General features: G+C 71.6%; 22 protein-coding genes. 13 read left to right on the forward strand and 9 right to left on the reverse strand.

Annotated elements, in window-relative coordinates:
- The first annotated feature begins 62 nt into the window (after positions 1–62).
- From KYK13_RS08100 to KYK13_RS08140, 9 genes are all read left to right on the forward strand, one after another.
- Complete coding sequence (locus KYK13_RS08100; RefSeq protein ID WP_223643360.1) at positions 63–1,184, forward strand: NAD-dependent epimerase/dehydratase family protein; 1,122 nt, start codon at positions 63–65, stop codon at positions 1,182–1,184.
- On the forward strand, positions 1,181–2,278 hold the full coding sequence (locus tag KYK13_RS08105) for an NAD-dependent epimerase/dehydratase family protein (RefSeq protein WP_223643362.1): 1,098 nt from the start codon (positions 1,181–1,183) through the stop codon (positions 2,276–2,278). The genes KYK13_RS08100 and KYK13_RS08105 overlap by 4 nt, the downstream gene beginning before the upstream one ends.
- Positions 2,253–3,515, forward strand: coding sequence for a glycosyltransferase family 4 protein (locus KYK13_RS08110; RefSeq protein WP_370645318.1), 1,263 nt, complete (start codon positions 2,253–2,255; stop codon positions 3,513–3,515). Before KYK13_RS08105 ends, KYK13_RS08110 begins: the two co-directional genes overlap by 26 nt.
- A gap of 23 nt (positions 3,516–3,538) precedes the next feature.
- A complete protein-coding gene (locus tag KYK13_RS08115) occupies positions 3,539–4,678 on the forward strand; it encodes a glycosyltransferase (RefSeq protein ID WP_223643364.1) in 1,140 nt (379 codons plus the stop codon).
- Positions 4,675–5,775, forward strand: a complete 1,101-nt coding sequence (locus KYK13_RS08120; protein WP_223643366.1) for a glycosyltransferase — start codon at positions 4,675–4,677, stop codon at positions 5,773–5,775. The genes KYK13_RS08115 and KYK13_RS08120 overlap by 4 nt, the downstream gene beginning before the upstream one ends.
- A gap of 14 nt (positions 5,776–5,789) precedes the next feature.
- Complete coding sequence (locus KYK13_RS08125) at positions 5,790–6,875, forward strand: glycosyltransferase (protein ID WP_223643368.1); 1,086 nt, start codon at positions 5,790–5,792, stop codon at positions 6,873–6,875.
- A 15-nt stretch (positions 6,876–6,890) separates the two neighbouring features.
- Positions 6,891–8,189 carry a UDP-glucose/GDP-mannose dehydrogenase family protein gene (locus KYK13_RS08130; RefSeq protein ID WP_223643370.1) on the forward strand — a complete coding sequence of 433 codons (1,299 nt, stop codon included), beginning with the start codon at positions 6,891–6,893 and terminating at the stop codon, positions 8,187–8,189.
- Between the two features lie 97 nt (positions 8,190–8,286).
- Entirely contained in the window at positions 8,287–8,889 is a 603-nt protein-coding gene (locus tag KYK13_RS08135; RefSeq protein WP_223643372.1) for a hypothetical protein, read from the forward strand.
- A gap of 9 nt (positions 8,890–8,898) precedes the next feature.
- Positions 8,899–10,161, forward strand: a complete 1,263-nt coding sequence (locus KYK13_RS08140) for a trans-acting enoyl reductase family protein (RefSeq protein ID WP_223643374.1) — start codon at positions 8,899–8,901, stop codon at positions 10,159–10,161.
- 19 nt (positions 10,162–10,180) lie between these two features.
- Here KYK13_RS08140 and KYK13_RS08145 read toward each other — a convergent pair whose 3' ends face one another.
- Positions 10,181–11,362, reverse strand: coding sequence for a bifunctional methionine sulfoxide reductase B/A protein (locus KYK13_RS08145; protein WP_223643376.1), 1,182 nt, complete (start codon positions 11,360–11,362; stop codon positions 10,181–10,183).
- A gap of 191 nt (positions 11,363–11,553) precedes the next feature.
- Here KYK13_RS08145 and KYK13_RS08150 point away from each other — a divergent pair, with 191 nt between their 5' ends.
- Positions 11,554–11,889: a hypothetical protein gene (locus tag KYK13_RS08150; RefSeq protein WP_223643378.1), complete on the forward strand. Its 336-nt coding sequence runs from the start codon at positions 11,554–11,556 to the stop codon at positions 11,887–11,889.
- Between the two features lie 47 nt (positions 11,890–11,936).
- Here KYK13_RS08150 and KYK13_RS08155 read toward each other — a convergent pair whose 3' ends face one another.
- Complete coding sequence (locus KYK13_RS08155; RefSeq protein WP_223643380.1) at positions 11,937–13,439, reverse strand: FG-GAP-like repeat-containing protein; 1,503 nt, start codon at positions 13,437–13,439, stop codon at positions 11,937–11,939.
- A 207-nt stretch (positions 13,440–13,646) separates the two neighbouring features.
- On the opposite strand from KYK13_RS08155, the gene KYK13_RS08160 reads away from it, so the two are divergent.
- On the forward strand, positions 13,647–14,489 hold the full coding sequence (locus KYK13_RS08160; RefSeq protein ID WP_223643382.1) for a class I SAM-dependent methyltransferase: 843 nt from the start codon (positions 13,647–13,649) through the stop codon (positions 14,487–14,489).
- Positions 14,490–14,530: 41 nt separating this feature from the next.
- Complete coding sequence (locus tag KYK13_RS08165; protein ID WP_223643384.1) at positions 14,531–14,815, forward strand: hypothetical protein; 285 nt, start codon at positions 14,531–14,533, stop codon at positions 14,813–14,815.
- Positions 14,816–15,387: 572 nt separating this feature from the next.
- Here KYK13_RS08165 and KYK13_RS08170 read toward each other — a convergent pair.
- The 7 genes from KYK13_RS08170 to KYK13_RS08200 all read right to left on the reverse strand — a co-directional run bounded on the left by KYK13_RS08170 (position 15,388) and on the right by KYK13_RS08200 (position 23,180).
- The gene (locus KYK13_RS08170; RefSeq protein WP_223643387.1) at positions 15,388–16,926 is read right to left on the reverse strand and encodes a hypothetical protein; all 1,539 of its coding nucleotides are present in this window, start codon (positions 16,924–16,926) and stop codon (positions 15,388–15,390) included.
- Positions 16,927–16,938: 12 nt separating this feature from the next.
- A complete protein-coding gene (locus KYK13_RS08175) occupies positions 16,939–17,598 on the reverse strand; it encodes a hypothetical protein (protein ID WP_223643389.1) in 660 nt (219 codons plus the stop codon).
- Complete coding sequence (locus KYK13_RS08180; RefSeq protein WP_223643391.1) at positions 17,588–19,012, reverse strand: hypothetical protein; 1,425 nt, start codon at positions 19,010–19,012, stop codon at positions 17,588–17,590. Before KYK13_RS08180 ends, KYK13_RS08175 begins: the two co-directional genes overlap by 11 nt.
- An 81-nt stretch (positions 19,013–19,093) precedes the next feature.
- Positions 19,094–20,152 carry a hypothetical protein gene (locus tag KYK13_RS08185; RefSeq protein WP_223643392.1) on the reverse strand — a complete coding sequence of 353 codons (1,059 nt, stop codon included), beginning with the start codon at positions 20,150–20,152 and terminating at the stop codon, positions 19,094–19,096.
- 76 nt (positions 20,153–20,228) lie between these two features.
- Positions 20,229–21,083 (reverse strand): family 16 glycosylhydrolase, encoded by an 855-nt coding sequence (locus KYK13_RS08190; RefSeq protein WP_223643394.1) that lies wholly within the window; start codon positions 21,081–21,083, stop codon positions 20,229–20,231.
- Between the two features lie 23 nt (positions 21,084–21,106).
- Positions 21,107–21,853, reverse strand: a complete 747-nt coding sequence (locus KYK13_RS08195) for a Type 1 glutamine amidotransferase-like domain-containing protein (protein WP_223643396.1) — start codon at positions 21,851–21,853, stop codon at positions 21,107–21,109.
- A gap of 10 nt (positions 21,854–21,863) precedes the next feature.
- Positions 21,864–23,180, reverse strand: a complete 1,317-nt coding sequence (locus tag KYK13_RS08200) for a family 16 glycosylhydrolase (RefSeq protein ID WP_223643398.1) — start codon at positions 23,178–23,180, stop codon at positions 21,864–21,866.
- A 109-nt stretch (positions 23,181–23,289) separates the two neighbouring features.
- On the opposite strand from KYK13_RS08200, the gene KYK13_RS08205 reads away from it, so the two are divergent.
- Positions 23,290–25,851 carry a LamG domain-containing protein gene (locus tag KYK13_RS08205; protein ID WP_223643400.1) on the forward strand — a complete coding sequence of 854 codons (2,562 nt, stop codon included), beginning with the start codon at positions 23,290–23,292 and terminating at the stop codon, positions 25,849–25,851.
- Positions 25,852–25,955 lie beyond the last annotated feature (104 nt).

Raw genomic sequence — 25,955 nt, forward strand, 5'->3', positions numbered from 1 at the left:
CCGTTTCCTGCGGACAGGCAGAGGGCCGCGCGCGTGGATGCGGCCTGGGGACGGGAGGGCCCATGGGCCGCAAACACATCCTCATCACCGGGGGGGCGGGCTTCATCGGTTCGCACCTGGCGGATGAGCTGCTTTCGCACGGCCACCGCGTGCGGGCGCTGGATGCCCTGGTGCCGCAGGTGCACGGCCCCGGACGCGAGCGCCCCGGCTACCTGTCGCCGGAGGTGGAGCTTCACGTGGGGGACGTGCGCGACGCGCAGGCCGTACGCCGGGCGCTGGAGGGCGTGGACTCCGTCGTGCACCTGGCCGCCGCGGTGGGCGTGGGCCAGAGCATGTACGAGGTGGCCCACTACACGTCGGTGAACAACCAGGGCACCGCCGTGCTGCTCCAGGCCCTCATCGAGCACCCGGTGGAGCGGCTCGTGGTGGCCTCCAGCATGAGCGTCTACGGCGAGGGGCTGTGCCTCACCCCGGACGGCCGCACCGTGCCGGGGCCGGAGCGTTCGCTGGCGCAGTTGCAGGAGGGGGACTGGGAGCTGCGCGACGCGCTCGGCACGCGCCTGACGCCCGTGCCCACGCCCGAGGACAAGGCGCCCGCGCTGTCGTCCGTCTACGCCCTGTCCAAGTTCGACCAGGAGCGGCTGTGCCTGCTGGTGGGGCGCGCGTACCGCATCCCCACCGTGGCGCTGCGCTTCTTCAACGTCTACGGCCCTCGCCAGGCCCTCTCCAATCCCTACACCGGCGTGCTGGCCATCTTCGCGTCGCGGCTGCTCAACGGAAACGCGCCGCTGCTCTTCGAGGACGGCCTTCAGCAGCGCGACTTCGTGAACGTGCGCGACGTGGCGCAGGCCTGCCGGCTGGCGCTCCAGGTGGCGGCCGCGGATGGACAGGTGCTCAACGTGGGCAGCGGCCGGGCCACCACCGTGCGCGAGGTGGCGCGCGCGGTGGGCGAGGCGATGGGCCGCTCCCGCATCCGGCCCGCCGTCACGGGGAAGTACCGCATGGGCGACATCCGCCACTGCTTCGCGGACATCACCCGCGCGCGCGAGGTGCTGGGGTACGCGCCCCGCGTCGGGTTCCAGGAGGGGCTCCTGGAGCTGTCGCGGTGGCTCGTGGGGCAGGTGGCCCAGGACCGGGCCGCGGAAGCGCGCGCGGAGCTGGACGCGCGGGGGCTCACCGTATGAGGTCAGGGCGCGAGGAGGGCACGGTCGTCGTCTTCGGGGGCGCGGGCTTCATCGGCTCCAACGTGGCGGACCACTGCCTGCGGGAGGGGCGCCGCGTGCGCGTGTTCGACAACGTGTCGCGCCCGGGCGTGGAGCGGAACCTGCGCTGGCTGCGCGAGCGCCACGGGGAGCGGCTGCGCATCGACGTGGCGGACACGCGCGACCTGCCCTCGGTGCGGCGGGCGGTGCACGGCGCGAGCGAGGTGTTCCACTTCGCCGCGCAGGTGGCGGTGACGCACAGCCTCCAGTCCCCGCTCCACGACTTCGACGTCAACGCGCGCGGCACGCTCCACGTCCTGGAGGCGCTGCGCGGGATGGAGACGCCCGCGCCGCTGGTGTTCACCTCCACGAACAAGGTGTATGGCGGCCTGTCGGGGCTGGAGCTGGAGGTCCGGGGCCAGCGCTATGCGCCGACGGACGCGCGCACGCTCGCGCATGGCATCAGCGAGGCGTGCCCGCTCGACTTCGAGAGCCCCTACGGGTGCTCAAAGGGGGCGGCGGACCAGTACGTGCTGGACCACGCGCGCAGCTTCGGCCTTCCGACGGTGGTGTTCCGGATGAGCTGCATCTACGGGCCCCGGCAGTTCGGCACGGAGGATCAGGGCTGGGTGGCGCACTTCCTCCTGCGCGTGCTGGAGGGCAAGCCGCTCACGCTCTATGGCGACGGCATGCAGGTGCGCGACATCCTCTTCGTGGAGGACCTGGTGCGCGCCTTCCGGCTGGCGCAGCAGGCCATGCCGCGCATCCGGGGCCGGGCCTTCAACATCGGCGGCGGGCCCGGGCAGACGGTGAGCCTGCTGGAGCTCTTGGCGCTCATCCAGCGCCGCACCGGCCGCGAGCCTCGCGTCGGCTTCGAGGACTGGCGCACGGGGGACCAGCGCTACTACGTCTCCGACACGCGGGCCTTCACGCGCGCCACCGGCTGGATGCCTCGCGTGGGCGTGGAGGAGGGGGTGGCGCGGCTGGGGGACTGGCTGGAGGAGCTGCGGGGTGGACGGGCGCGACAGGCCCGGGGGCAGGGGGGGATGCTTGAAGCCATCGAAGGCCAGCGCTGAGGCCCTGCCGCATGCACCGCCCGTACGCCGGGTGTTGATGACCGCCGACACGGTCGGCGGCGTCTGGTCCTACGCGCTGGAGTTGTGCCGGGCGCTCTGTGCCCGGGGCGTGTGCGTGGACCTGGCCACCATGGGCGGCTCGCTGTCGCCCGCGCAGTGGCAGGAGGCGCGTGAGCTGTCCGGGCTCACGGTGCATGAGAGCACCTGGCGGCTGGAGTGGATGGACGCGCCCTGGGACGACGTGCGCGCCGCGGGCGAGTGGTTGCTCGCGCTGGAGGCCCGGTTGTCGCCGGACGTGGTGCACCTCAACGGCTATTCCCACGGCGCGTGGCCCTTCCGCGCTCCGGTGGTGGTGGTGGCGCACTCGTGCGTCCTCTCCTGGTGGGAAGCGGTGAAGGGCGCGGACGCACCGGCCTGCTACCGCCGCTATCGCGAGGAGGTGGCGAAGGGCCTCCATGCGGCGTCCCGGGTGGTGGCGCCCACGCGGGCCATGCTCGATTCCATCCGGCGGCACTACGGCGCGCTTCCGTTCCCGCGCGGGCGCCTGGAGGGAGCCGAGGCCTGCCGAGGCGGCCCCCTCGCCCGCCAGCGCTCCGCCTTGCGTGCGAGCCCCACCGCGCGCCACGACCCGAGCGGCGACTCCCATGCGTTCCCCACCGCGCGGGTCATCCCCAACGCGCGGTGCCCCACGCGCTTCCCGCCCTCCCGCAAGGAGCGCTTCGTGCTCGCGGCGGGGCGGTTATGGGACGAGGCGAAGAACCTGGCCGCGCTGGAGGCCGTGGCGCCGGGGCTGCCCTGTCCCGTGCATGTCGCGGGAGACGCCCTGCACCCCGGAGGCGGCGCCGCGGCGACGACGCGGAGCACGCGGCCCCTGGGACACCTTCCACCTCCGGTGCTCGCGCGGTGGATGGCGCGCGCGCCCGTGTACGCGCTGCCCGCGCGCTACGAGCCCTTTGGCCTGTCCGCGCTGGAGGCCGCGCTCGCCGGCTGCGCGCTGGTGCTGGGGGACATCCCCAGCCTGCGCGAGGTGTGGGGGGACGCCGCGTGCTTCGTGCCGCCCGAGGACCCCCGGGCGCTGGCGCGGGCCCTGCGTTTTCTCATCAACCACCCGAAGGAGCGCAGGGCGCTGGCGGCGCGGGGCCGCGCGCGCGCGCTCACCTTCAACCCCGGCCGGATGGCGGAGGCATACCTGGAGCTCTACGCGAGCCTCGCCCGGCTCGAGCGCCGCGTGTCCTGACGAACCAAGGAGTCTGTTCACCCATGCGCGTCATCCTCTTCTGCCACTCCCTGCTGTCGGACTGGAACCATGGCAATGCCCACTTCCTGCGCGGCGTGGTGACGGAGTTGACCGCGCGCGGCCACACCGTGCGCGCGCTCGAAGCCTCGGACGCGTGGAGCTTCCAGAACCTCCTGGAGGAACCCCACGGCCTGGCCGCGCTCAACGAGCTCCGCGCCCTCTACCCGCACGTGCGTCCGGAGCGCTACACCCCCGACGCGCTGGACCTGGAGGCCGTGCTCGACGGCGCGGACCTGGTCCTGGTCCACGAATGGACGCCGCCGGACCTGGTGCGCCGCATCGGGGAGCACCGCCGCGACGGCGGCCGCTTCCGCCTCCTCTTCCACGACACCCACCACCGGGGCGTCAGCTCGCCCGGCGGGATGGCCGGCTACGACCTGTCGCGGTACGACGGCGTGCTCGCCTTTGGAAACGTGCTCCGCGACCTCTACCTGGAGCGGGGCTGGGCGGCGCGCGCGTGGACCTGGCACGAGGCCGCCGACGTGCGCGTGTTCCACCCGCACCCGCGCAACCGCGAGGTGCGCGACCTGGTGTGGGTTGGCAACTGGGGCGACGACGAGCGCACGAAGGAGCTGGAGGCGTTCCTCCTGGAGCCGGTGCACGCGCTGGGGCTGACCGCGCGCGTGCATGGCGTGCGCTACCCGGCCCCCGCCCTGCGCGCCCTCTTCGACGCCGGCATCGAGTACGCCGGCTGGCTGCCCAACCACCGCGTGCCGCTGGCCTTCTCCCAGGCGCGCGTCACCGTGCACATCCCCCGCCGGCCCTACGCCACGCTCTTGCCCGGCATCCCCACCATCCGCCCCTTCGAGGCGCTGGCGTGCGGCATCCCGCTGGTGTCCGCGCCCTGGGGGGACGCGGACGGACTCTTCACCGCGGGCCAGGACTACCTCGTCGCCCGCGACGGGGCGGAGATGCGGCGCCACCTGTCCGCGCTCGTCGCGGACGCGGAGATGCGGCATGCCTTCGCGATGGCCGGCTTGCGCACGGTCCTGTCGCGGCACACGTGCGCCCACCGCGTGGAGGAGCTCCTGGGCATCTGCCAGGAGCTGGGCATGCCCGGGGACGTCCTCCATCCGCAGTCCCCTGAAAGGGTCCTCGTATGAGCCATGGCCTCCGCATCGCCTTCTTTGGTTCCAGCCTGGTGTCCGCCTACTGGAACGGCGCGGCCACCTACTACCGGGGCCTCATCCGCGCCCTGCACGCGAGAGGACACCAGGTCACCTTCTACGAGCCGGACGCCTATGGCCGGCAGGAGCACCGCGACATCCAGGACCCGGACTGGGCCCGCGTCGTCGTCTACGCCAACAACCAGGGCGCGGTGGATGACTGCCTGGATGACGCCTTCGGCGCGGACGTGGTGGTGAAGGCCAGCGGCGTGGGCACCTTCGACGCGTACCTGGAGGCGCGCGTGCCGGAGCTGCGCCGCGCCGGCACGCAGGGGGTGTTCTGGGACGTGGACGCGCCCGCCACGCTGGAGCGCGTGATGAAGGACGCCCGCGACCCCTTCCTCCCGCTCATCCCGCGCTACGACCACATCCTCACGTACGGCGGCGGCGCGCCGGTGGTGAACGCGTACCGCGAGCTGGGCGCGAAGCAGTGCGTGCCCATCTACAACGCGTTGGATCCAGCCACGCACCACCCCGTGCCCACGGACTGGCGCTTCGCCTGCGACCTGTCCTTCCTGGGCAACCGGCTGCCGGACCGCGAGGCGCGCGTGGAGGACTTCTTCTTCAAGGCCGCGGAGGCGCTGCCCCGCTCGCGCATGCTCCTGGGCGGCAGCGGCTGGGAGGGCCGCGCCCTGCCCGCCAACGTCGTGCGCCTGGGCCACGTCTACACGCAGGACCACAACGCGGTGAACTGCTCGGCGCGCGCGGTGCTCAATGTCCACCGCGACAGCATGGCGCGCTTCGGCTTCTCCCCGGCCACGCGCGTGTTCGAGGCCGCCGGCGCCGGCGCCTGCCTCATCACCGACGCCTTCAAGGGCGTGGAGCTGTTCCTGGAGCCCGGCCGCGAGGTGCTGGTGGCCCGCTCCGGCGAAGAGGTCGCCGAGCACCTGCGGCGCCTCACCCCGGAGGGCGCCCGGCGCATCGGGCAGGCCGCGCTCCAGCGCGTGCTGGCCGAGCACACGTACGCGCACCGCGCGGTGGAGGTGGAGGCGGCGCTGGGCTACCGCGCGCCTTCGCGGGGAGGGGCGGTGTGATGGAGCCCCAGCGCATGCACATCGTCATCCTGGGGCTGTCCATCACCTCCAGCTGGGGCAATGGCCACGCCACCACCTACCGGGCGCTGGTGCGCGAGCTGGTGCGGCGCGGACACGACGTGCTCTTCCTGGAGCGGGACGTGCCCTGGTACGCCGCGCACCGGGACCCACGCGGCACCTGGGCCGGGCGCACGGAGCTGTACGCGAGCCTGGACGACCTGCGCGAGCGCTTCACCTCCGAGGTCCGCAAGGCCGACCTCGTGGTGGTGGGCTCCTACGTCCCGCAGGGCGTGGACGTGGGCGCGTGGGTGCAGGGCACCGCGAAGGGCGTCGCGGCCTTCTACGACATCGACACGCCGGTGACGCTGGCGAAGCTGGAGCGCGGGGACTTCGAGTACCTCGCGCCCCACCTGGTGCCGGGCTACCAGCTCTACCTGTCCTTCACCGGCGGGCCCACGCTCCAGCGCCTCGAGCGGGAGCTGGGCTCGCCCGCGGCCCGGCCGCTCTACTGTGGCTGCGACCCGGAGCTGTATGGCCCGTGCGCGGGGACGCAGCGCTGGGACCTGGGCTACCTGGGCACGTACAGCCACGACCGGCAGCCGGTGCTGGAGCGGCTGATGCTGGACGCGGCCCGGCGCATCCCCGAGGGCCGCTTCGTGGTGGCCGGGCCCCAGTACCCCGAGCACCTCGCCTGGCCGCGCAACGTGGAGCGCGTGCAGCACCTGGCGCCGCCGGAGCACGCGGCCTTCTACACCGCGCAGCGCTTCACGCTGAACGTCACCCGGGCGGACATGGCGCGCGCCGGGTACTCGCCGAGCGTGCGGCTGTTCGAGGCGGCCGCGTGCGGCGTGCCCGTCATCAGCGACGCGTGGGAGGGGCTGGACACCTTCTTCACGCCGGGCGCCGAAATCCTGGTGTCGCACGACGCGCAAGAGACGCTGCGCTACCTGCGCGAGCTGCCGGAAGCAGAGCGCCAGGCGGTGGGGCGGCGGGCGCGGGCGCGGGTGCTCGCCGCGCACACGGCGGCGCACCGCGCGCGGACGCTGGAGCGCTACGCGCGCGAGGCCGCGTCCGGCCGAGCGCCCCATGCGGAGCCGTAGAGGGGGAGGAGCGCCATGAGGATCGCCGTCATCGGGACGGGCTACGTGGGGCTGGTCGCGGGCACGTGCCTCTCCGAAACCGGACACGACGTCACCTGCGTGGACGTGGAGCCGGCGAAGGTGGCGATGCTCCGCCGCGGGCAGCTGCCCATCTACGAGCCGGGCCTGGAGGAGCTGGTGCGCCGCAACCGCGATGCCGGGCGGCTGCGCTTCACCACGGACCTGCCGTCGGCCGTGGGGGGCGCGGCGGTGGTGTTCATCGCGGTGGGCACGCCCATGGGCGAGTCCGGCGGCGCCGACCTCCAGTCCGTGCTCGCGGCGGCGGAGGACGTGGGCCGGGCGCTCCAGCACTACACGGTGGTGGTGGACAAGAGCACCGTGCCAGTGGGCACCGCGGACAAGGTCCGGGAGGTCATCGCCCGCAACACCGAGCACGCCTTCGACGTCGTCTCCAACCCGGAGTTCCTCAAGGAGGGCGCCGCGCTGGAGGACTTCCTCAAGCCGGACCGCGTGGTGATTGGCGCGGACTCCGAGCGGGCCCGCCGCATCATGGGCGAGCTCTACGCGCCCTTCGTGCGCACGGAGAACCCCATCCTGTTCATGGACACGCGCTCCGCGGAGCTGACGAAGTACGCGGCCAACGCGATGCTCGCCACGCGCATCTCCTTCATGAACGACATCGCCGCGCTCTGCGAGAAGGTGGGCGCGGACGCGGACCACGTGCGCCGGGGCGTGGGCGCGGACCGGCGCATCGGCTACGCGTTCCTGCACCCGGGCGTCGGCTACGGGGGCAGCTGCTTTCCCAAGGACGTGCGCGCGCTGATGGCCACCGCGCGGGACGTGGGGCTGGAGTTCGACCTGCTGCGCGCGGTGGAGGCCACCAACGCCCGGCAGAGGAGGAGCCTGCTCGCGAAGGCGCTCCGGCACTACGGGGACGTGTCCCGCCACACCTTCGCGGTGTGGGGCCTGGCCTTCAAGCCGAGGACGGACGACATGCGCGAGGCCCCGTCCGTGGAGCTCATCGAAGGGCTGCTGGCCGCGGGCGCGCGCGTGCAGTGCCACGACCCGGTGGCGGGCGAGGCCGCGCGGCGCTGCTTCGCGGATCGCGTGTCGTACGCCAGCACCTGCTACGACGCGGCGGAGGGCTCGGACGGCCTCTTCCTCGTCACCGAGTGGAGCGAGTTCCGCCACCCGGACCTGCGCCGCCTGAAGTCGCTGATGCGGCGCCCGGTCATCTTCGACGGCCGCAACGTCTTCGACCCGGAGCAGGCGCGCGGCGCGGGCTTCACCTACTTCGGCGTCGGCCGGGGCTGAACACCGCGCCCGCGCATCATGGAATCCCGCTTGCGCGCACATGGAGGCTCCGGCTACGCGCTCGGGCTCCTGACCCTGAGTTGAGTCCGAGGCCGCCATGTCCTGGAAGTGTTCGCGGTATTCCGTGGGTGCCGTTGCGGGGGTGCTGCTGGTGGGCTGCGGAGGCCTCCCTCCCGAGGACGCGGAGGCCTTCGCCACGTCGAGCGCGGGCCTCACGGACGTGAACGCGGTGCGCCCGGACGCCGCCGTGGCGCGCTCCGGCGTGCGCGGCGTCCCGGACGACGTGGACCTGGTCAACGACGTGAAGGACACCGCGCAGCCGGACTTCGACGCGACGTACATCGAGGGCAACGGCTCCAGCAGCTCCGTCGACTTCAGCTACCCGGCCCTCGCCTCGGGCGAGGTGCTCGTGGCCTACGTCAACGTGAAGTACTTCATGCGCAACGCCAGCTGCACCGCGCCGCTCATGTGCGGCAAGGGCGGCAGCATGCTCCTGCGCGGCAACACCGTCATCGCCCAGTCGACGGTGACCCACGACCTGCCGGACATGACGCAGGGCTGGTACCTGTTCAACGACACCTACACCCTGTCCCCGCCCGTGCCCCTGTCGCAGCTGCGCACCCGCGTCACGATGACGTGGCCGGGGCGCTCCACCTATGGCATGCGGCTGTCCACGGTGGCGGCGGACTTCCGCTACTAGGAGACCCTCATGGCCCACGACACGAAGGCCGAATTCGACATCCTCCTGTGGGGCGCCACGGGATTCACCGGCCGCCTGGTGGCCGAGTACCTGGCGCGCACGCAGGACACCCACAAGGCGAAGTGGGCCATCGCCGGACGCGACGATGCGAAGCTGGATCAGGTCCGCTCGGAGCTGGCGAGGGTGCGGCCGGACTTCGCGGACCTGCCGGTGGTGCTCGCGGACGCGAAGGACGCGGCCTCGCTGGACGCGATGCTCGCGCGCACGCGCGTCATCATCTCCACCGTGGGCCCCTACGCCCGCTATGGCGAGGAGCTGGTCGCGGCCTGCGTCCGCGCGGGCACGGACTACTGCGACCTCACGGGCGAGGTGCAGTTCATGCGCGGGACCATCGACGCCCACGACGCGCGGGCGCGCGAGACGGGCGCCCGCATCGTGCACACCTGCGGCTTCGACTCCATCCCCTCCGACCTGGGCACGCTGATGGTCCAGGACTACATGCGGGAGAAGCACGGCGGCCACTGCGACCAGGTGCGCTTCCACCTGACGCGCATGCGCGGCGGCTTCAGCGGCGGCACCATCGCCAGCATGATGGACACCCTGGCGGCGGTGAAGGCGGAGCCGTCCCTCAAGAAGGTGCTCACCAGCGCCCACGCCCTGGACCCGGAGCCCTCTCGCGGCACGAAGGAGGAGCGCGACCTGGCCACGGTGAAGAAGAGCCCGGACACGGGCACGTGGACCGCGCCCTTCGTGATGGCGTCCGTCAACACGCGCGTCGTGCGGCGCTCCAACGCGCTGTTGGGCTACCCGTGGGGCCGCGACTTCTTCTACTCGGAGGTCTCCGACTTCGGCCCCGGGCCCAGGGGCCTGGCGCTGGCGGTGGCCACCACCGCGGGGCTGGGCGGCTTCATGGCCCTGTCGAACGTGGACGTCGCGCGGAAGCTGCTGGAGAAGCACGTGCTGCCCGCGCCGGGACAGGGCCCCTCCGCCACCGTGCGCGAGCGCGGCCTCTTCGAGGTGAAGCTGTTCGGCGAAGGCCACTCGCCCAAGAGCGGCCAGCGCGTGAAGGTGGAGGGCAAGGTCGCGGCGAAGGGAGACCCGGGCTACGCGGCGACGGCGCGCATGCTCGCCGAGTCCGCGCTGTGCCTCGCCTTCGACCCCATCCCCAAGCGCGGCGGCGTCCTCACCCCCGCATCCGCCATGGGCATGGTGCTGGTGGAGCGCCTGCGCAGGGCGGGCATGACCTTCGAGGTCCACGACCGCGCCGCGTGACGGCGCGGCGGGCCGTTCTTCAGTCGCGCAGGTAGTGGCAGGTGTAGCCGCCGGGGTTCTTCACCAGGTAGTCCTGGTGGTAGCCCTCGGCGGGCACCCACGGGCCGGCGGGGACGATCTGCGTGACGACGGGCCGGGACCACTTGCCGGACCTGTCCACGCGGGCCTTCACCGCCTCCGCTGTCCGGTGCTGCTCCTCGGACAGATAGAAGATGGCGGAGCGGTACTGCGTGCCCACGTCGTTGCCCTGGCGGTTGAGCGTCGTCGGGTCGTGCATGCGGAAGAACCACTTCTCCAGCAGCGCCTCGTACGTCAGCAGCTTCGGGTTGAAGACGACGCGCACCGCCTCCGCGTGCCCCGTCTCCCCGGTGTGCACGTCCTCGTAGGTGGCGTCCCTCTTCGCGCCGCCCGTGTAGCCGACCTCCGTGTCGATGACGCCCGGGATCTTCCGGAGGATGTCCTCCATGCCCCAGAAGCACCCACCTGCCAGGTACGCCGTCTCACGCGGGGCCTCCGTGGGGCCGGGGGCCTTCGCCAGCATGGCGGCGCCCGCGGCGGGGGCGAGCGAGCCCTGGGGCCCGCTGGGGGCCGCGCGGCCGAACGCCGGCAGCCACGCGCCGTAGCCCTGCTCGGCCAGCGCGTTCACGGGGATGAAGCGCAGCGACGCGGAGTTGATGCAGTAGCGCAGGCCCGTGGGCTCCGGACCGTCCTCGAACACGTGGCCCAGGTGCGAGTCGCCGTCCTTCGAGCGGACCTCCACGCGCTCCATGCCCAGGGTGCTGTCGCGCTTCTCCACCACGTGGGCCTTGTCCAGGGGGCGCGTGAAGCTGGGCCAGCCGGTGCCGGAGTCGAACTTGTCGCGCGAGGAGAACAGCGGCTCGCCGCTGACCACGTCCACGTAGAGCCCCTCCTCGTGGTTGTTCCAGTACGCGTTGCGGAAGGGCGGCTCGGTGCCCTCGTGCTGGGTCACCTGGTAGGCCAGCGGGGACAGGGTGCGCTTCAGCTCCGCGTCGGACGGCTTCGTGTACGCGCGGCCGTCCCGCACGGGGGCGGAAGCGGTGGCCTCGGGCTTCGCGCCGGGCGGAGCGCCGCGGGCCTCGGTGCACGCGCTCAGCGCGGCGGCCAGCACCAGCACGGCGGGCCACAGCCGGCGGGCCACCGGGTGCCGGGTGGGAGAAGACACGGTTCGGGCGGACGACATGGGTCGCGAAGCCTCCGGGCGCCTTCGAAGTGGGCGCTCTCCCTGGTACGCGGGACCCCGGTGGGCGGTTTCAGTGTTTCGTGAAGACCGGCCGGCCGGGCAGGCCCCGCCAGGGTCCTCCGGGGGGCCGGGCTGTGGCCGGCGGGGGCCCGGAGGCGCTACGGTTCCCTTCGAGCAGCGGGAGGGAACCGATGAGCCGGGCACGCGGGCCGCGAGGTCCAATCGGGCGGGTGACGGGCATCTCGCGCGCGGAGGGCGCGAACGTCATCCTCCGCATCCGGGCACTCCAGGGGGTGGAAGGCGCCGCGCCGGTGGCGGAGCGCAACGCGCCCCAGCGCTCCTTCGCGGAGGTGATGGAGCGCCACGCGCAGGGGCTGCACAGCTCGGAGCCCCTGCCGTTGCCCGTGGCCCCCAAGCCGCTGCCGCCTCCCGTGCGCGGCCACGAGGACGCGGAGTTGATGACCGCCGAGCCCGCCCCCGACACCTTCGTCGGGCTCATGTGGTCCAAGCTGAAGCGTCCCCGCTGAAGCGTCCCCGCAGAAGCGGGCCCGTCCGTGTGCCGGGCGGGCCGCGCTCACCACGTCGCCGCGAGTCCCCCCAGGGACGCGTAGTCCTGGCTGGCGACGTCGTTGGCGGACTGGGGGTCCGCCGGGACGCTGAACGTCCGCATGGCGGTGATGCGGTAGGACAGGCCCAGGCTGGAGCGCGGCAGCGGCGCGCTGAAGTGCACGAGGGCGCTGTCGCCCACGGCCAGCGGGCCCACCTCGCACTGGAGCGCGCCGGCGGACACGTGGCAGTCCCGGGTGGTGGCCTCGAGTCCCCGGGGCAGCGCCACGGTGATGACGGCCCGGCTCAGCGGATCCGGCCCGTGCTGCGTGACGGTGAGCGTGTAGTCGATGCGCGGCGTGGACTCGCCCGCCCGGGGGACGGCGGTGAGCGTCACGCCCACGTCCGCGGAGGCGGCGGCTCGCAGCACGGACACGTCATTGCCCCGGGTGTTGGCGGTGATGACGTCCGGCTTCAGGTCACCGTCGATGAGGCCCACCGCCACCGCCGCGGGCCCCTCGCCGGTGGGCAGGCGCGTGGGCGCGCCGAAGGCTCCGTGGCCCTGTCCGGGCAGGAGGGACACGGTGTCGTCGGTGAAGTTCGCGGTGACCAGGTCCAGCGTCCCGTCGCCGTTGAAGTCGCCGGACGCGACGAAGTACGGCGAGCCCTGCACGGGGAAGTCCGCGCGCGAAAGGAACGCGCCGGTGCCGTCGCCGTGCAGCACGGACACGCTCCGGCCCCGGAAGTTCGCGGTGACCAGGTCCAGCGTCCCGTCGCCGTCCACGTCCACCGCCGCGACCGAGTAGGGCGCGTTGCCCGTGGTGAAGTCCCTGCGCGGCTGGAACGTCCCGTCCCCATTGCCGAGCAGCACCGACACCGTGTCCACGTAGTTCGCGGTGACCAGGTCCAACTTCCCGTCGTGGTTGACGTCGCCCACCGCCACCGCGAACGGGTTGGTGCCGGTGGCGATGTCCTCCTGGGACACGAACCGGCCTTCGCCCCGGTTCAGCAGCACCGACACGGAGTCGTCGAGCGCATTGGCCGTCACCACGTCCAGGCGTCCGTCGCCATCGAAGTCGCCCACGTCTACCGCCGAGGGCTCCGCGCCCACGGAGTGCTCGCTCCGCGCCTGGAACGTCCCATCGCCGCGCCCCAGGAGCACGGACACCGTGCCCCCGAAGTGGCTGGTGACGGCGTCCAGGTGGCCATCCCCGTTGAAGTCGCCCACCGCGACCGCGCCGGGCAGGGCCCCGGTGCGCTCCTCCAGGCCGGGCGCGAACGTGCCGTCCCCCAGGTTCCGCAGCACGGACACGGTGCCCGCCGGGTGGTTGGCCGTGATGACGTCCAGGTGTCCGTCCTCGTCGAAGTCACCCAGGGCGACGGCGCGAGGTCCCCTCCCCGTGGGAGCCGCGCTGGGGATGTCCAGCACCGGCCGCACCGGGGGCTCCGCCATGCGTGGCAGGGCCAGGGTCATCAGCCCCGCCATGCTGAACAGCAGCACGCTCGCATGGGCCATTCGTGGATGTCGCATGTCCGTCCCCTCTTCGTCGTCTGACTTCGGCCCTGAACCGGCAAGGCCGTATGAACGCGGTTTTCGAGATATCCCCGCCTGATGACGAAGAGGTAGGAAGCCCCGCCGAGGGGGGCCATGCGGCCGGGGGGGCGGATGGGTGACGGGCGGTGGACAGCCACAGGCCCCGGAGGGACGGCTTGCGCGCGGGGTAGGCTGCACTGGTCCATGTTCCTTCCGTCCGCGCCCCTGCCTTCCGCCCGCAAGCCGTTGGTGGTCACCACGTCGGACCGGGTGGATGCGCCGCTCGCACAGCGTGCGTGGAGTGCGGCGGAGGCGGTGGGCGTGCCGTATGTGGAGCGTCACCACAAGCTGCCCCTGAAGAAGCTGCTCACCGACATGGCGGACGCGCTGGTCGTCTTCGAGTCCACGGCGGTGTCGCTGGTGGACGCGGAAGGGACGCTGCGCTTCTCGCCAGGGCTGGCGCACCTGCGGGTGAAGCAGCTGGACGCGGGCGTGACGGAGGACCAGCTCGTGCGGGTCGCGGGCCTGCGCGAGGGGGAGCGCGTGTTGGACTGCACGCTGGGATTGGGCGCGGATTCGCAGGTGGCGGCGCGCCTGGTCGGGCCGGGCGGAAGCGTCACCGCGCTGGAGAAGAGTCCGGCGCTGTACCTGCTGGTGCGGCACGGGCTTGAGGGGCTCGAGCGCCACCCGGCCGCGTGCGCGGTGGACGTGGTGCACGCGGACGCGGCGGAGTACCTGCGCACGGTGCCGGACGGCGCGTTCGACGTGGTGCTCTTCGATCCGATGTTCGAGCGCGAGCGCAAGTCCTCCGCCGCGTTTGAAGCGTTGCGCCGCCACGCGGACTATTCGCCGCTGACGCGCGAGACGGTGGACGAGGCCCGGCGCGTGGCCCGCCGCGTGGTGGTGCTGAAGGGGTCGCGCTACTCGAAGGACTTCAAGAAGCTGGGCATCACCCCGGAGCCCGCGAGGCCCAACGCCACGGTGTTGTGGGCGCGACTGCCGGGCCTGGGCAACCCCGGGAATCCTGGTGAGCCCGGGAGCGACTGATAGCGTCCCGGACGGCTCTGACTCACCACCGGGAGCGGCACATGAAGACGCTGAAGCGGGGACTGTTGCTGGCGGCCTGTCTGCTGGGGACCGTGGGCTGTGGCGTGGAGGCCCCTGAAGAGGGTACGCCGGTGCAGCAAGACACGCGGGAGGTGTCCGCGCAGGCCGGCTGCATCCCGGGCCAGACGCGCACCATCAAGGTGGGCTGCTGCACGCCCACGCTGGAGCGCCGGCAGGACCAGATCTGCACCAACTCCGCAGGCTCCTGGAGCAACTCCGGGTCCAGCTACTGTGGCGGGTCGACCCTGAACTGTTACGGCGGCTGAGCAAGCCGTCAGGGGTCGGAAGCACGGAATCCCCCGCGTCACCACTCAACCCCACGGGTCTGACATGCGAGCGTAGGTCCACCGTCCGCGTTGCTGGCCAGTCGGGAGGCACCCCCGGGGCACGGGCTGTGAAAACCTGTCCGACAGTCGGACAGGTCCGCGGGCCCGCGACTCGGGTCGAAAACCTGTCCGACAGTCGGACAGGTCCGCAGGCCCGCGGTTCGGGTCGAAAACCTGTCCGACAGTCGGACAGGTCCGCAGGCCCACGGCTCGGGTCGAAAACCTGTCCGACAGTCGGACAGGTCCGCAGGCCCGCGACTTGGGTTGAAAACCTGTCCGACTGTCAGACAGGTTCCGCGGGCCCGGGCTTCAGGTGGCGCAAACCTGTCCGACAGTCGGACAGGTTTTGAAAGACAGTGCCCGGCGGGCGCCTCTGCTCTCGGTCCGGCCTTTGCACTGGTAGCCGCATTTGGCGTCCGCCAGCGTCGTCTCCGTTCGCGGCGGCTCCGCGGGGCTCCCCGTGGAGCATTGAGCTGGCGCCTGCCTTCTGTTGGCTGCGGGATGGGGTGGTGTCAGGCGCGCTTGAAGGCGCTCGCGTCCGGGAGGCCGCTGCCGCTCAGGTCCGCGCCCATGGCCGTGAGGACGCCCGAGAAGATGTCCGGCTCGTTGGACGTCAACTTGCCCTGTTGGGGTTCTCCGGTGCGCGCGTCGAAGCCGTAGGTGAGGGTGGTGTTGGGGTCCACGCCCCCCAGGAGGGTGTTGCCCTTCACCATGGGAGACAGCAGCAGGAAGCCGTTGTTGAGGTCGTGGCCCGAACCGAACTCCGTGGCGCCCGAGGGACGCGGGCGCGTGCGGCCGAACTCCGTGGCCACGTAGATGAGCGTGCGGTCCCACATGGACTCCCCCGACTCCGCGTCGAACGGCTCCGCCTTGAGCAGCGTGATCAGCGAGTCCACCGTGGACAGGATGCGCGCCCACATGAAGGCCTGGCCGCCCCGGTGGTCGTTGTGGCTGATGTCGAACGCGAGCGGCGGATTGGCGATGCCATTGGGCCCGCCCACCGCGACGTTGAAGTCCGGCCCCAACGTCACCGACACGGACACCCGGTACTTGAGCAACAGGAACGCGAGCGCCGCCTGGCCCTGCACCGGGTCGGTGAAGAAGCCGGGGAACGCCTCTCGCAGGCGTGCTCCGTCCGGTGAGCCCTCCAGCCCGTACTTCGACAGCGGAATGGAGGGCAACTCCGGGAGGATGTTGAGCTTCGTGATGAGGTCCATCGCCTCCAGCTTCGGCTGCTGCACGCCGCGCTGTTCACTCCAACGCTTCAGCGCCGCGCTGTCCTGGAACGTGCGGCCGAAGATGGACTTCTCGTCCAACGCATTCCGGGTGCTCCGGGCCAGCGCGATGACGTCCTTCGACGGCGCCCCGGCGATGCCTCGCGAGCCATCCAGGCCCAGGGGCCACAGGGACGGATTGACCACCGGCTCTCCGAAGCAGGACAGGGGCAGGCTGTCGTCGGTGCCACGCTCGGCGTAGCCGCCGGTGCCCATGTTGACGTTGGGCAACGGCGTGCCGCTCCCCCACTGGAGCGCGACCGCCTCCTGGAGCGTGCGGCCCCGCCACGCGCCATTGCCGGTGAGCGAGCGCTTCTGCGCGATGCCATGGTTCACGGACGTGCCCACGGAGGTGGCCACCAGCATCTCGTGCGCGTGCTTCTTCACGAACGCCAACTGGTCCGTGTTGACCGGGATGTTGATGCTGCCCAGTCGCGAGTTGCTGTACTTCACCGCTCGGAAGGGGCTGCCCGCGACGGACTGCACCTGCGCATCCGGGAAGGTGTTGAGGGTGGCGGCGTTGGCGGACTCGGACTGTCGCACCGCGAGGAAGCTGTCCACGATGGAGGCGCCCCCCGCCGCCCCGATGACGATGAGGAACTTCGGCTTGCCGTCGAGCGGATCCCGCTGGCGGCCCAGCTTCTCCAGCGACTCGGGTGTCTGGAGGGTGTCGCGGCAGCCGGAGAGGAAGGGGGCCAGCGTGGTGCCCGCTGCGCAGAGCGACAGCGCCCGCAGCAGCTCCCGGCGCGACAGCCGGCCCGTGGTCTTGAGGGTCATGGGTGGGGTTCCTCAGTAGAAGACGGCTTCAGCGGAAGAGAAGACAGCGAGACACGCGGCCTGCATCCAGGCGACGCCTGGAGCCGCCGCGCCCGTGGCCTGCACTTCCGCGGCGAGGCGCACCAGCGTGTCGCGCTCGTCGACGGTCGGGTCACGCAGCCACGCGCGGCGCACCAGGGACGTCACCGCCGTGGCGACGGCGGGGCTCGCGGCGTCGGCCAGCTTGCCGTCCGCCGTGAGGAGCACGCCCTTGAACACCACCGCGCTGGCGGGTGTGTTCACGTCCAACGCGATGCGCGCGTTGCAGGCGGAGAGCATGATGCGCTCCACCGCGATGGGCGTGGTGGCTCCCGTGGTGGAGGCCGTCTCGTAGACACTGTGCTCGTAGGGATCCACGCCGCCCAGCGCGACGCCGTGCACGTTCTGGCAGGGGTACTGGCCCAGCTCGTTGCACACGGAGGCCGCGGGCAATTCCAGCGCCTGGGCCAGGTCGAGCGACAGACGCTCAGGGCCCTTGAAGCGCAGGTTGCCCTTCTGGGACTTCGCGACGCCGCCGTCCCACCCGGGCGTCACGCCGGCGTCCGCGCCCGGTCCCAGGTCGACGGCGATGGGGAGCTTCTCGGAGCAGCCCGTGAGGAGCAGGCAGGTCAACAGCAGGCGTTCAGGGCGCACCGTAGGCCTCCGTGCGGATGAGGTCGTGAAGCATCTTCTGCACGCGGTACGCGTGCGTCGTGCGGAAGGCCTGCCAGGTGCGGACGAACTCCTCGTTCTCCTCCGGCAGGGGCGCGTGCCCGACGAGCAGCTTCCAGTAGTCCGTGACGGTGGAGATGGCGAAGGCGTCGCTGTTGGCCGCGACCTGGGCCCACTCCATCAAGGTGTTCACCGGCTGGCCCAGGATGACGCCCTGTTCGGGCGTGTTCTTCAGCGTGGCCACTTCGTTGGGGAAGAGCAGCTCCAGGCGATTGGGCACGTAGCGGTTGGGAAGCGGCCCCAGGCCGTTGTAGTTGCGGAACGGGTACGCCAGGGGATCCAACGTCGCGTGGCACGCGGCGCACTGGGCCGCCTGGACGCCCTTGGCATCGTAGTCACGTGGCTCATTGGGGACGCTGTGCAGTCCCTCCTGTTTCGCGATGTCCAGGCCCAGGTACGCGCGGTACATCTGCGACGCGGCGTTGCGCGGCAGCGCGGTGAACATGACGAACGAGGTCAGCGTCCACGCGCTCGTCATGTTGCCGGCGCGGCGCGAGGCCTCCACGAACTGCGATGACAGGCTGTTGGTGGCGGTGTACGTCGTGGGGCCCGCGCCCGAGCGCTTCACGTAGAAGTTGGCGGTGAGGACGTCGCGCGCGTCGTGGTCGTCCGTCTGGGACCACGCGAAGAGGGCGTAGTCATCGAAGTAGTCCGCCAGCGGGATGATGCCCGCGTCCTCGCCGGACTTGATGGAGCCGACGGGACGGATCTTCGGGTGGGCGACCTTCCAGAGCTGCCCGTTCTTGCCGCGCCAGAAGTCGGACTGGAGGCAACGGTCCAGCTCCTGATGGATGAAGGCGCGCTGCTGCTCCTCGCTGCCCAGCGCCAGGAAGGCGGTCAGCTGGGCGTAGGTGGGGGACGTGCCGCAGAAGTCGCTGAGCATGCGGCGGTACGCGAAGCGCGGGTCGTACTGGCAGACCTTGAACTGGGGATTCGCTCCGCCGCCACAGACGCCGCTCGGCGGGACGCTGGCGGCGTCGCCGGGGAGCGAGCCCTGCTCGATCTCGAACTGGTTGGGAGCGCCGTCGCCGTCGGCGTCTCCGGTGGCGGTGGCGCGGAGCGCGGCGGGGAGGGCGGCGGCGAAGTCCGCGTCGGACAGGGGGCGGGGCTTGCCGGGGGCGAGGTGTGCCTCCAGCGCGGCGCCGTAGCCGTTCCGCTGGGGCGGGGCCACGTGACAATAGGTGCACGCGGGCTGGGTGCCCTGGCACGCGGGCGCGGTGGGATATTCCGCGCAGAAAGCGCCAGGGCCGGTGGGCATGGCCACGGCGGGGGACGCGAATCCCAGCAGCAGCCCGAGCAGCAGCCATCGGCTCGGGGATGGGAGAGGTGGGGGCACACGGGCTCCGGGGACGGGTGCTGTATGGACACACCAGCCCGGAGGATTTGAAAGGGCTTCAGGAATTCGTGAGCGCCAGGCTCACCACGGCCGCCGTTCGATGAAATGGCGGGCCTGCGGCGCGGGGAAGAGGTGGGACGTGGGCGCACCCGCGACGCGTTCCAATTCCTCCAGGTGGTGACGGGCCGCGTCGGTGAGCTGGTCGAAGCGCCGCGCGTTCCAGTTGGTCCGGGCCAGCTCCCCCGCGAGCGTGACGGCCAGGTCCGTAGGGGCGCTGAGGGTGGCCGCTTCGCGAAGCCGCACCCAATCGAACGCGAGGCCCTCCGTGCGGCACACCATGACGGTCCGCCGCACCCGGCCTGGGGCAATGCCCGCGGCCACGAGGCATCCACCTGCCGTCGTCCCGGCACCTTCGATGAGCACGCGACGGCCCTGGGCGAACGCGTCCTCCAACTCCTCACGAGAGGGCTTCCGGTCTGGTCCGCCCACCTTGAGGAGCACGTCGTAGTGAGGCGCGAGCTGTGCCGTGAGGAGGTGCATGTGCTCATCACCGTGCGGTCCCGGGATGATCAGGTCCACCCGCCGTTCTCCGGACCGGCCGTACAGCCCGAGCCGGCTGGCCACTCGCACGAGCACCGCTTCAGGCGAAGTCTTCCCCGTGTCCACTACGAGGTCCGCCAGCGAGGCCAGTTCATGAACCGCGCGCTCCGCGGGATGCGCCCAGGCCTCCTCGAAGGTGTCAGGCTCCGCGTCGCGCCGGGCCTGCTCCGGCTCGGACGCCTCCAGGTGGATGTGCACGACGCGGAGCTCCGGGCTCGCGCGCAGGCCCTCCAGTTGCACGGCGCTGTGCGCCGCATCCATGACGATGCACGTGGAGGTCCGCGGCTCCCGACGCACGGTGTTCAACCCGTGTTCCTGACGCGCGGCGAGCACCCCATCCGCCAGCCAGCGCCCACCCGTCACGTGGTCCAGCGAGAGGCTCCGGTCCTGGCGCGAACGCCGTGAGTCGCTACCGCCGTGCTCGTGCAGCAGGTCCCGGGAGTGGAGATGCAGCGCGCCGAACCGCCGCGTGAGTCCCTGTGCGAGGGCCGTCTTCCCCGCCCCGATGGGCCCTGACACCACCACCACCGTGACCGCCATGGCTTGTTCCTCCAGTACGAGGAACACCCTAGGAATCCCGGCCCGGCGCGAACCATCCCCCGGGAGAGGGATGGCGTCAGCGCTTCTGGGACACCCGCACCCAGTCCACTTCCATCGTCTGTGGCGCGGTGCGCACCAGCTCCACCGTGGATTGCGGCACGCCGAAGTACGGCTCCTTCGTCTGGTTGACGCCCTCCGGGTAGCCGCCGCCCACCGCGAAGTTGAAGATGATGAAGAGCGGCTTGTCGTAGGCCCACGCGCCGTGGCGCTCGACCTCCTCGCGCGTGGACGTCTTCACGCGCTCTCCATCGATGTACCAGTGGATGGCCTCGGGCGAGGTCTCCACGCGGTACTCATGCCAATCACTCACGGGCGTGCGCGGATGGAAGCGGCCGTTGATGGGCGTGTTGCCGCTGTAGCCCGGCCCATGCAGCGCGACGGACACCCAGTCGCCGTAGCCGACGTTCTCCATGATGTCGAGCTCCCCACACGCCGGCCATCCCTTCGCCTGGATGTCCGCGCCCAGCATCCAGAACGCCGGCCAGAGCCCCACGCCCACCGGCAGCCTGATGCGCGCCTCCACGCGGGAGTGCGTGAACTCGCGCTTGCCCGCGCTCTCCACGCGGCCCGACGTGAACGGATACCCGTTCACCTCCCGCAGCCGCGCCGTGAGCTTCAGCGTGCCGCCGCTCACCGACACGTTGTCCGGCGACGCCGTGTACTGCTGCTGCTCGTTGTTCACGTGCACGTCGGTCTGGATGCGCCAGTTGCTCGTGTCCACCTCCGTGCCATTGAACTCGTCGCTCCACACCTGGACCCAGCCGTCGTCCCGGGGAGCCACGCCCGCCTCGCGCAGAGGTGCCCCCGCGCACGCCGTCAGCCCCGCCGCCAGCGCCCACGCCGCCACCGTCCAGCCCGTTGTCGTCGCCATCGTCGTTCCTCGCCAGGGAGTCGTTACTGGAGCGTCCGCCGGTCCACCGGCGCCTCGGGGGACTCGCCCCGGTACGGCGTGGCCGGAGGCAGCAGCAGCGATTCGTGCAGCCGTCCCTCCACGTCCACCGTCACGTCCACCACGGGCTGGCGCACGGGCTCCACGCTGCCGTCCTCGTGCAGCAGCACGCCGCCCCCCTTCGGAATCCCCAGCCCCCGCGTGGGCAGCCCCATGCGCCTCAGGGCGAGCTTGAGGCCGGGCCACTCGGGAGGCTCATGCACGCCGATGAGGTAGGGCGCGAGGCCCAGCACCGGGAAGGGCTCACCCTCGCCGGGCAGGTCGTCGCGCCATGCGCCCAGGCCCAGGTGCATGGCCCCCGCGGACACGCCCATCAGCATGGCGCCGGCCTGGCGCCTTTGACGCAGAAGCGCGTCCACGCCGTGCGCCTGGAATGCGTCCCAGCCCACGCGCGGGTCGCCGCCCGCGAGGAGGATGACGTCGGCGTCCTTCAACCACGCCAGGTCCTCGCCGGAGGGCGCGGCCGGGATGCTCCGGCAGCGCGTGAGCCCGATGCCCTCCATGGCCGCGACGAAGATGTCGTAGAACTCCGGCACGTCGCCGTTGGACGCGCCCAGGTACGCGGCCCGCACCGGCGGCACGCGCAGCTCCGCGCCGGTGAGCACGCGCACGCAGTCCAGGAAGGGGCGCCCCTCCACGCGCCAGAACAGCGGAGCGCTGTCAGCCAGCAGGAGGAGGGGAGGAAGCGGCATGCCCGTCAGCCTACCGCCACTGGTAGGCGCGCACCCAGTCCACTTCCAGGGTCTGCGGCGCGTTGCGCACCAGGTCCACCGTGGACTGCGGCACGCCGTAGTACGGCGTCGAGGCGCCGTTCACGCCGAAGGGATAGCCGCCGCCCACCGCCAGGTTGAGGATGATGAACAGGGGCTTGTCGTAGACCCACGCACCGTAGCGCTGCACCTCCGCGCGCGTGGTGGTCTTCACCAGCGCCCCGTCGATGAACCACTTGATGTCCGAGGACGAGTACTCCGTGCGGTACACGTGCCAGTTGCTCACGCTGGACGCCGGATAGAAGCGGCCGTTGATGGGCGTGTTGCCGGAGTACCCCGGGCCATGCAGCGCGCCGGACGTCCAATCGCCGTAGCCGACGTTCTCCATGATGTCGAGCTCCCCGCACGCCGGCCATCCCACCGTGTTGATGTCATTGCCCAGGAGCCAGAACGCCGGCCACAGGCCCGCGCCCACCGGCATCTTGATGCGCGCCTCGATGCGGCCATGGCCGAACTCGCGCTTGCCCGCGCTCTCCAGCCGGCCCGAGGTGAACGGATAGCCGTTGTTCCACTGCAGCCGCGCGGTGAGCTTCAGCGTGCCGTTGCTCACGGAGATGTTGTCCCCGGACGCCGTGTACTGCTGCTGCTCGCTGTTCACGTGCACGGTCGTGTTGGGCGTCCAGTTGGCGGCGTTGACGCTGTCGCCGTCGAACTCGTCGGCCCAGATCTGCACCCAGCGGTCCTCGCCGCCTCCCACGATGCCGAAGGAGAACGCCTCCCAGCACCCGGCCGTGGCGCGGTTGGCGTACAGCGGCGCGCTGGCGCCCTGGTTCACGTCCGCGGACACGTACTGTCCCGTGCTCTTCGCGCGCAGCCCCACGGAGCCATCCGCGAAGGGCACCCACGTGAAGCGCTCCCAGTCCCCCACCGCCGTGCGGAAGCCCGTCACCTGACCGCCCGCGTTCGGATCCGCGGACACGTACAGGCCCGTCTCCACCACGCGCAGCGAGATGAAGTCATTGCCCGCGTCCGCCACCTGGAACTGCTCCCAGCCCTGCGCGCTGTCCCGGCTGGCCACCAGCGGCGCGGTCGTCCCCAGGTTCCGGTCCGCGGACACATACTTCTGCGTCGCGCACGCCTTCAGCCACACCGTCTGCCCCACGGGAGCCGCCGTGGCGGACTGCTCGCGCTCCGCCACCACCGGCGCCGGAGGCGCCGCGTCCCGCGAAGCCGCGGTGTCCCCGCCACAGGCCGTCAGCCCCAGCACCGCCGCCAGCATCCCCAACGCCTTCACGGCTCTCGTCGCCATCCGTGCTCCTCGAAGGTGTGTCCAGCCCCGACAGGGAGCGGGAACCCGGCCCGCTTCGACCCGGGATGGGAATTGGTTTAATCTAGATTTCATGAAAAACCTACTTAGTGTGAGCCTCGGTGTCCTGCTGGGGACCGCGCTCGGGGGCCTCCCCGGGGCGGCGTTCGCGGACGGACGGCCGTCGCTGGTGAACACGCGCATCGGGACGCCGTTCGGAGCGAACGGGCACTCGTCCACGGTGGACGGGCGCATCTTCGTGGGCAACATCCGCGAGGACCACGCGACGACGACCACGACGTGGATCGCCCGGGTGTTCCGGCCGGAGGCGGTGACGTACGACGCCTCGGGCAAGCCGTCCTTCGCGGGGGCCTTCTCCGCGGGCCGGACGCTGGACGTGCATGATGGAGAGAACGCGCTGGCGTTCTGCTTCACCAACCCCGCCCAGCCCTACGCGCTGTCGGCCGGCGTCGCGGTGTACCAGCCGTTCCTCTTCGACTCGAAGATGTTCAACGGGGACAACGTCTTCCGGCGGCGCACGTCGGACATCCGCGTGTCCCAGCCCTTCACGACGGCGGCGGAGGTGGCGTCGTTCTCCACGGGTCCGCTGGAGACGCTGCGCACCGTCACCGGCGCCACGCTTCGCGGCATCGAGCCGACGATGACGTCCGACGGCCGGCTGCTCATCTTCCAGGGGGCGCCCGCGAACAACGGCGACATCGACCACATGATGTACGCGTACAACCCCACGCCGTGCGCGGCCACGGGCTGGAGCACCCCGCGCCCGCTGTCGATGATGTTCAACGACCCGAACGCCGGCGTGAAGAGCTACCCGCTCGCGTGGAAGCGGCTGAAGGCGGCCACGGGCGAGGACTTCGGCGACACCCCCTCCGGCGCCATGGTGCGCGGCGCCTACGCGTGGGTGGACCACGAGGGCCGCAACCTCGTCTACGTCGCCGTCACCTACACGGACGGCGCGCGGCGCGAGGCGGTGAGCCTGGTGGGCGCGGACACGAACTGGACCGCGTACCACATCGACGGAGCCATCAACACGGACCGCATGGACATCGCGCACCTCTTCTACTCGGGGCCCATGTGGAACTTCGAGCAGGAGCGCCTGCCGTCGCGGAGCTTCCCTCCCGGGCAGAGCAACGGGGCGCACTACCTGCCCGTCACCAAGACGCACGACGTGCTGGCCCTCTTCGGCAGCAACACGGCCGACTACAACGAGGTGGACCTGGGCGAGCTGATGGACCCCTTCCACCTGCTCTTCCTGCCCATGAACGAGCTCGTCACGCGCGCGGGCGCGTACGATTTGACGCGCACGCCGGACCTGTCCGGCCACTTCTTCACCGGCACGCTGGTGGGAGGCGCCTCCATCTCGCCGGGCAACGCGCTGACGCGCTCCTCGCCGGACTCGCTGTGGCAGCCGCACGGCAAGGGCAAGGCGCTGGTGCTGCCCGGTGGTGGCGCGCTCAAGGTGGACCTGGCGGGGGCCTCGACTCCCGGCGTGGGCACGGCCGTGCGCGGCCTGTCCGTGGAGTTCGCGGTGCGGCCGGACGCGGACATCCAGCAGGGGTGCACCACCGGCAATCCCTACCGCTACCTGATGCAGAAGGCGGGCGGGCTGGACATCATCTACGAGGCCAGCAACCAGCCGCACTTCTCGCTGGTCGTCAACGGCCAGCGCGTGCGGCTGGGCTTCGGTCCGGTGCTGCCGGTGGGGCAGTGGAGCCACCTGGCCTATACGTGGGACGGCACCACCGGCGTCTTCCAGGAGTACCTCAACGGCGTGCCCACGAACCGAGCGTTGCCCGTCGCGCCGGGAACGGCGCAGCTGGGCGCGGGGGCGCTCTACATCGGCGCGGGCGCGAACCTGGACACGCAGCGCTGCCCGGCCAACGGCGAGGGCTCGTTCCGGGGCGCCATCGACGAGGTGCGCATCTTCACGCACGCGCGCTCCAACCGGAGCATCTGCCTGACCGCGCACGGCGCCAACTGCCGCGAGGAGGCCATCCAGCACACGCCCTCCGCGGGCCAGTTCGTGCTGAGCGCCCAGGCGCCCGCGTGCAATGGCACGAGCGCCCTGAACTCCGCCGCATGCCTGTCCGCGATGCACCGCGTGTGCGCACAGCGGGGCGCCGGCGACGCGATGGCGAACACCACCAACACCTGGGACACCATCCTGCAGCTGGTCAGCAACCGTCCGCCCATCTCGCTGGCGGGCGTGCCGGTGGCGTCCACGTCCACGGACCTGACGGTGGCGTGCGCGCCCATCCAGCATGAGAGCGTGGCCGTGACGTTCGAGGAGCTGGCGCGCATCCACGCGGGCTGCACCGACGAGCGGGGCGTGACGAGCACCCATTGCTCCGCCGCCGCGCACCGCTTCTGCAACAGCCAGGGCTGGACGACGGGGCAGGTGTTCGAGGTCACGTCCCGGCCGTGGGTGGGCTGCTTCAACTCCGGGCTCCAGACGAACGTGGAGAAGTCCGTGCTGGGGCCGGTGTCCAACCTGGGCGACTACACCGCTCCGGGCTCGCGCCTGGAGGTGAGCCAGTGGTGCCGCACGCAGGGCTACGGGGCTGGCGTGGTCCAGGAGATTCCCAGCGCCACCCAGGCCCACGTGCACTGCTTCCAGCCGGCGGTGACGGCGGCGTGGCGGTATCTGCCGTAGGGCCTCCGGAGCCTCAGCGGCGGGAGGCGATGGCGCGGACCGCGTCCACGAGGTCCGCGCGGTTCGCCTCTTCGGCGTCACGTTCAGGAACACGAATGAGAGGG

The organism is Corallococcus sp. EGB, from assembly GCF_019968905.1.
Taxonomy (GTDB): domain Bacteria; phylum Myxococcota; class Myxococcia; order Myxococcales; family Myxococcaceae; genus Corallococcus.

What these genes read in the sequence shown, in the direction of transcription:
- KYK13_RS08100 (WP_223643360.1), top strand. Translation starts at nt 63, where the DNA reads ATGGGCCGCAAACACATCCTCATCACCGGGGGGGCGGGCTTCATCGGT.
- KYK13_RS08105 (WP_223643362.1), top strand. Translation starts at nt 1,181, where the DNA reads ATGAGGTCAGGGCGCGAGGAGGGCACGGTCGTCGTCTTCGGGGGCGCG.
- KYK13_RS08115 (WP_223643364.1), top strand. Translation starts at nt 3,539, where the DNA reads ATGCGCGTCATCCTCTTCTGCCACTCCCTGCTGTCGGACTGGAACCAT.
- KYK13_RS08120 (WP_223643366.1), top strand. Translation starts at nt 4,675, where the DNA reads ATGAGCCATGGCCTCCGCATCGCCTTCTTTGGTTCCAGCCTGGTGTCC.
- KYK13_RS08125 (WP_223643368.1), top strand. Translation starts at nt 5,790, where the DNA reads ATGCACATCGTCATCCTGGGGCTGTCCATCACCTCCAGCTGGGGCAAT.
- KYK13_RS08130 (WP_223643370.1), top strand. Translation starts at nt 6,891, where the DNA reads ATGAGGATCGCCGTCATCGGGACGGGCTACGTGGGGCTGGTCGCGGGC.
- KYK13_RS08135 (WP_223643372.1), top strand. Translation starts at nt 8,287, where the DNA reads ATGTCCTGGAAGTGTTCGCGGTATTCCGTGGGTGCCGTTGCGGGGGTG.
- KYK13_RS08140 (WP_223643374.1), top strand. Translation starts at nt 8,899, where the DNA reads ATGGCCCACGACACGAAGGCCGAATTCGACATCCTCCTGTGGGGCGCC.
- KYK13_RS08145 (WP_223643376.1), bottom strand. Translation starts at nt 11,362, where the DNA reads ATGTCGTCCGCCCGAACCGTGTCTTCTCCCACCCGGCACCCGGTGGCC.
- KYK13_RS08150 (WP_223643378.1), top strand. Translation starts at nt 11,554, where the DNA reads ATGAGCCGGGCACGCGGGCCGCGAGGTCCAATCGGGCGGGTGACGGGC.
- KYK13_RS08155 (WP_223643380.1), bottom strand. Translation starts at nt 13,439, where the DNA reads ATGCGACATCCACGAATGGCCCATGCGAGCGTGCTGCTGTTCAGCATG.
- KYK13_RS08160 (WP_223643382.1), top strand. Translation starts at nt 13,647, where the DNA reads ATGTTCCTTCCGTCCGCGCCCCTGCCTTCCGCCCGCAAGCCGTTGGTG.
- KYK13_RS08165 (WP_223643384.1), top strand. Translation starts at nt 14,531, where the DNA reads ATGAAGACGCTGAAGCGGGGACTGTTGCTGGCGGCCTGTCTGCTGGGG.
- KYK13_RS08170 (WP_223643387.1), bottom strand. Translation starts at nt 16,926, where the DNA reads ATGACCCTCAAGACCACGGGCCGGCTGTCGCGCCGGGAGCTGCTGCGG.
- KYK13_RS08185 (WP_223643392.1), bottom strand. Translation starts at nt 20,152, where the DNA reads ATGGCGGTCACGGTGGTGGTGGTGTCAGGGCCCATCGGGGCGGGGAAG.
- KYK13_RS08190 (WP_223643394.1), bottom strand. Translation starts at nt 21,083, where the DNA reads ATGGCGACGACAACGGGCTGGACGGTGGCGGCGTGGGCGCTGGCGGCG.
- KYK13_RS08195 (WP_223643396.1), bottom strand. Translation starts at nt 21,853, where the DNA reads ATGCCGCTTCCTCCCCTCCTCCTGCTGGCTGACAGCGCTCCGCTGTTC.
- KYK13_RS08200 (WP_223643398.1), bottom strand. Translation starts at nt 23,180, where the DNA reads ATGGCGACGAGAGCCGTGAAGGCGTTGGGGATGCTGGCGGCGGTGCTG.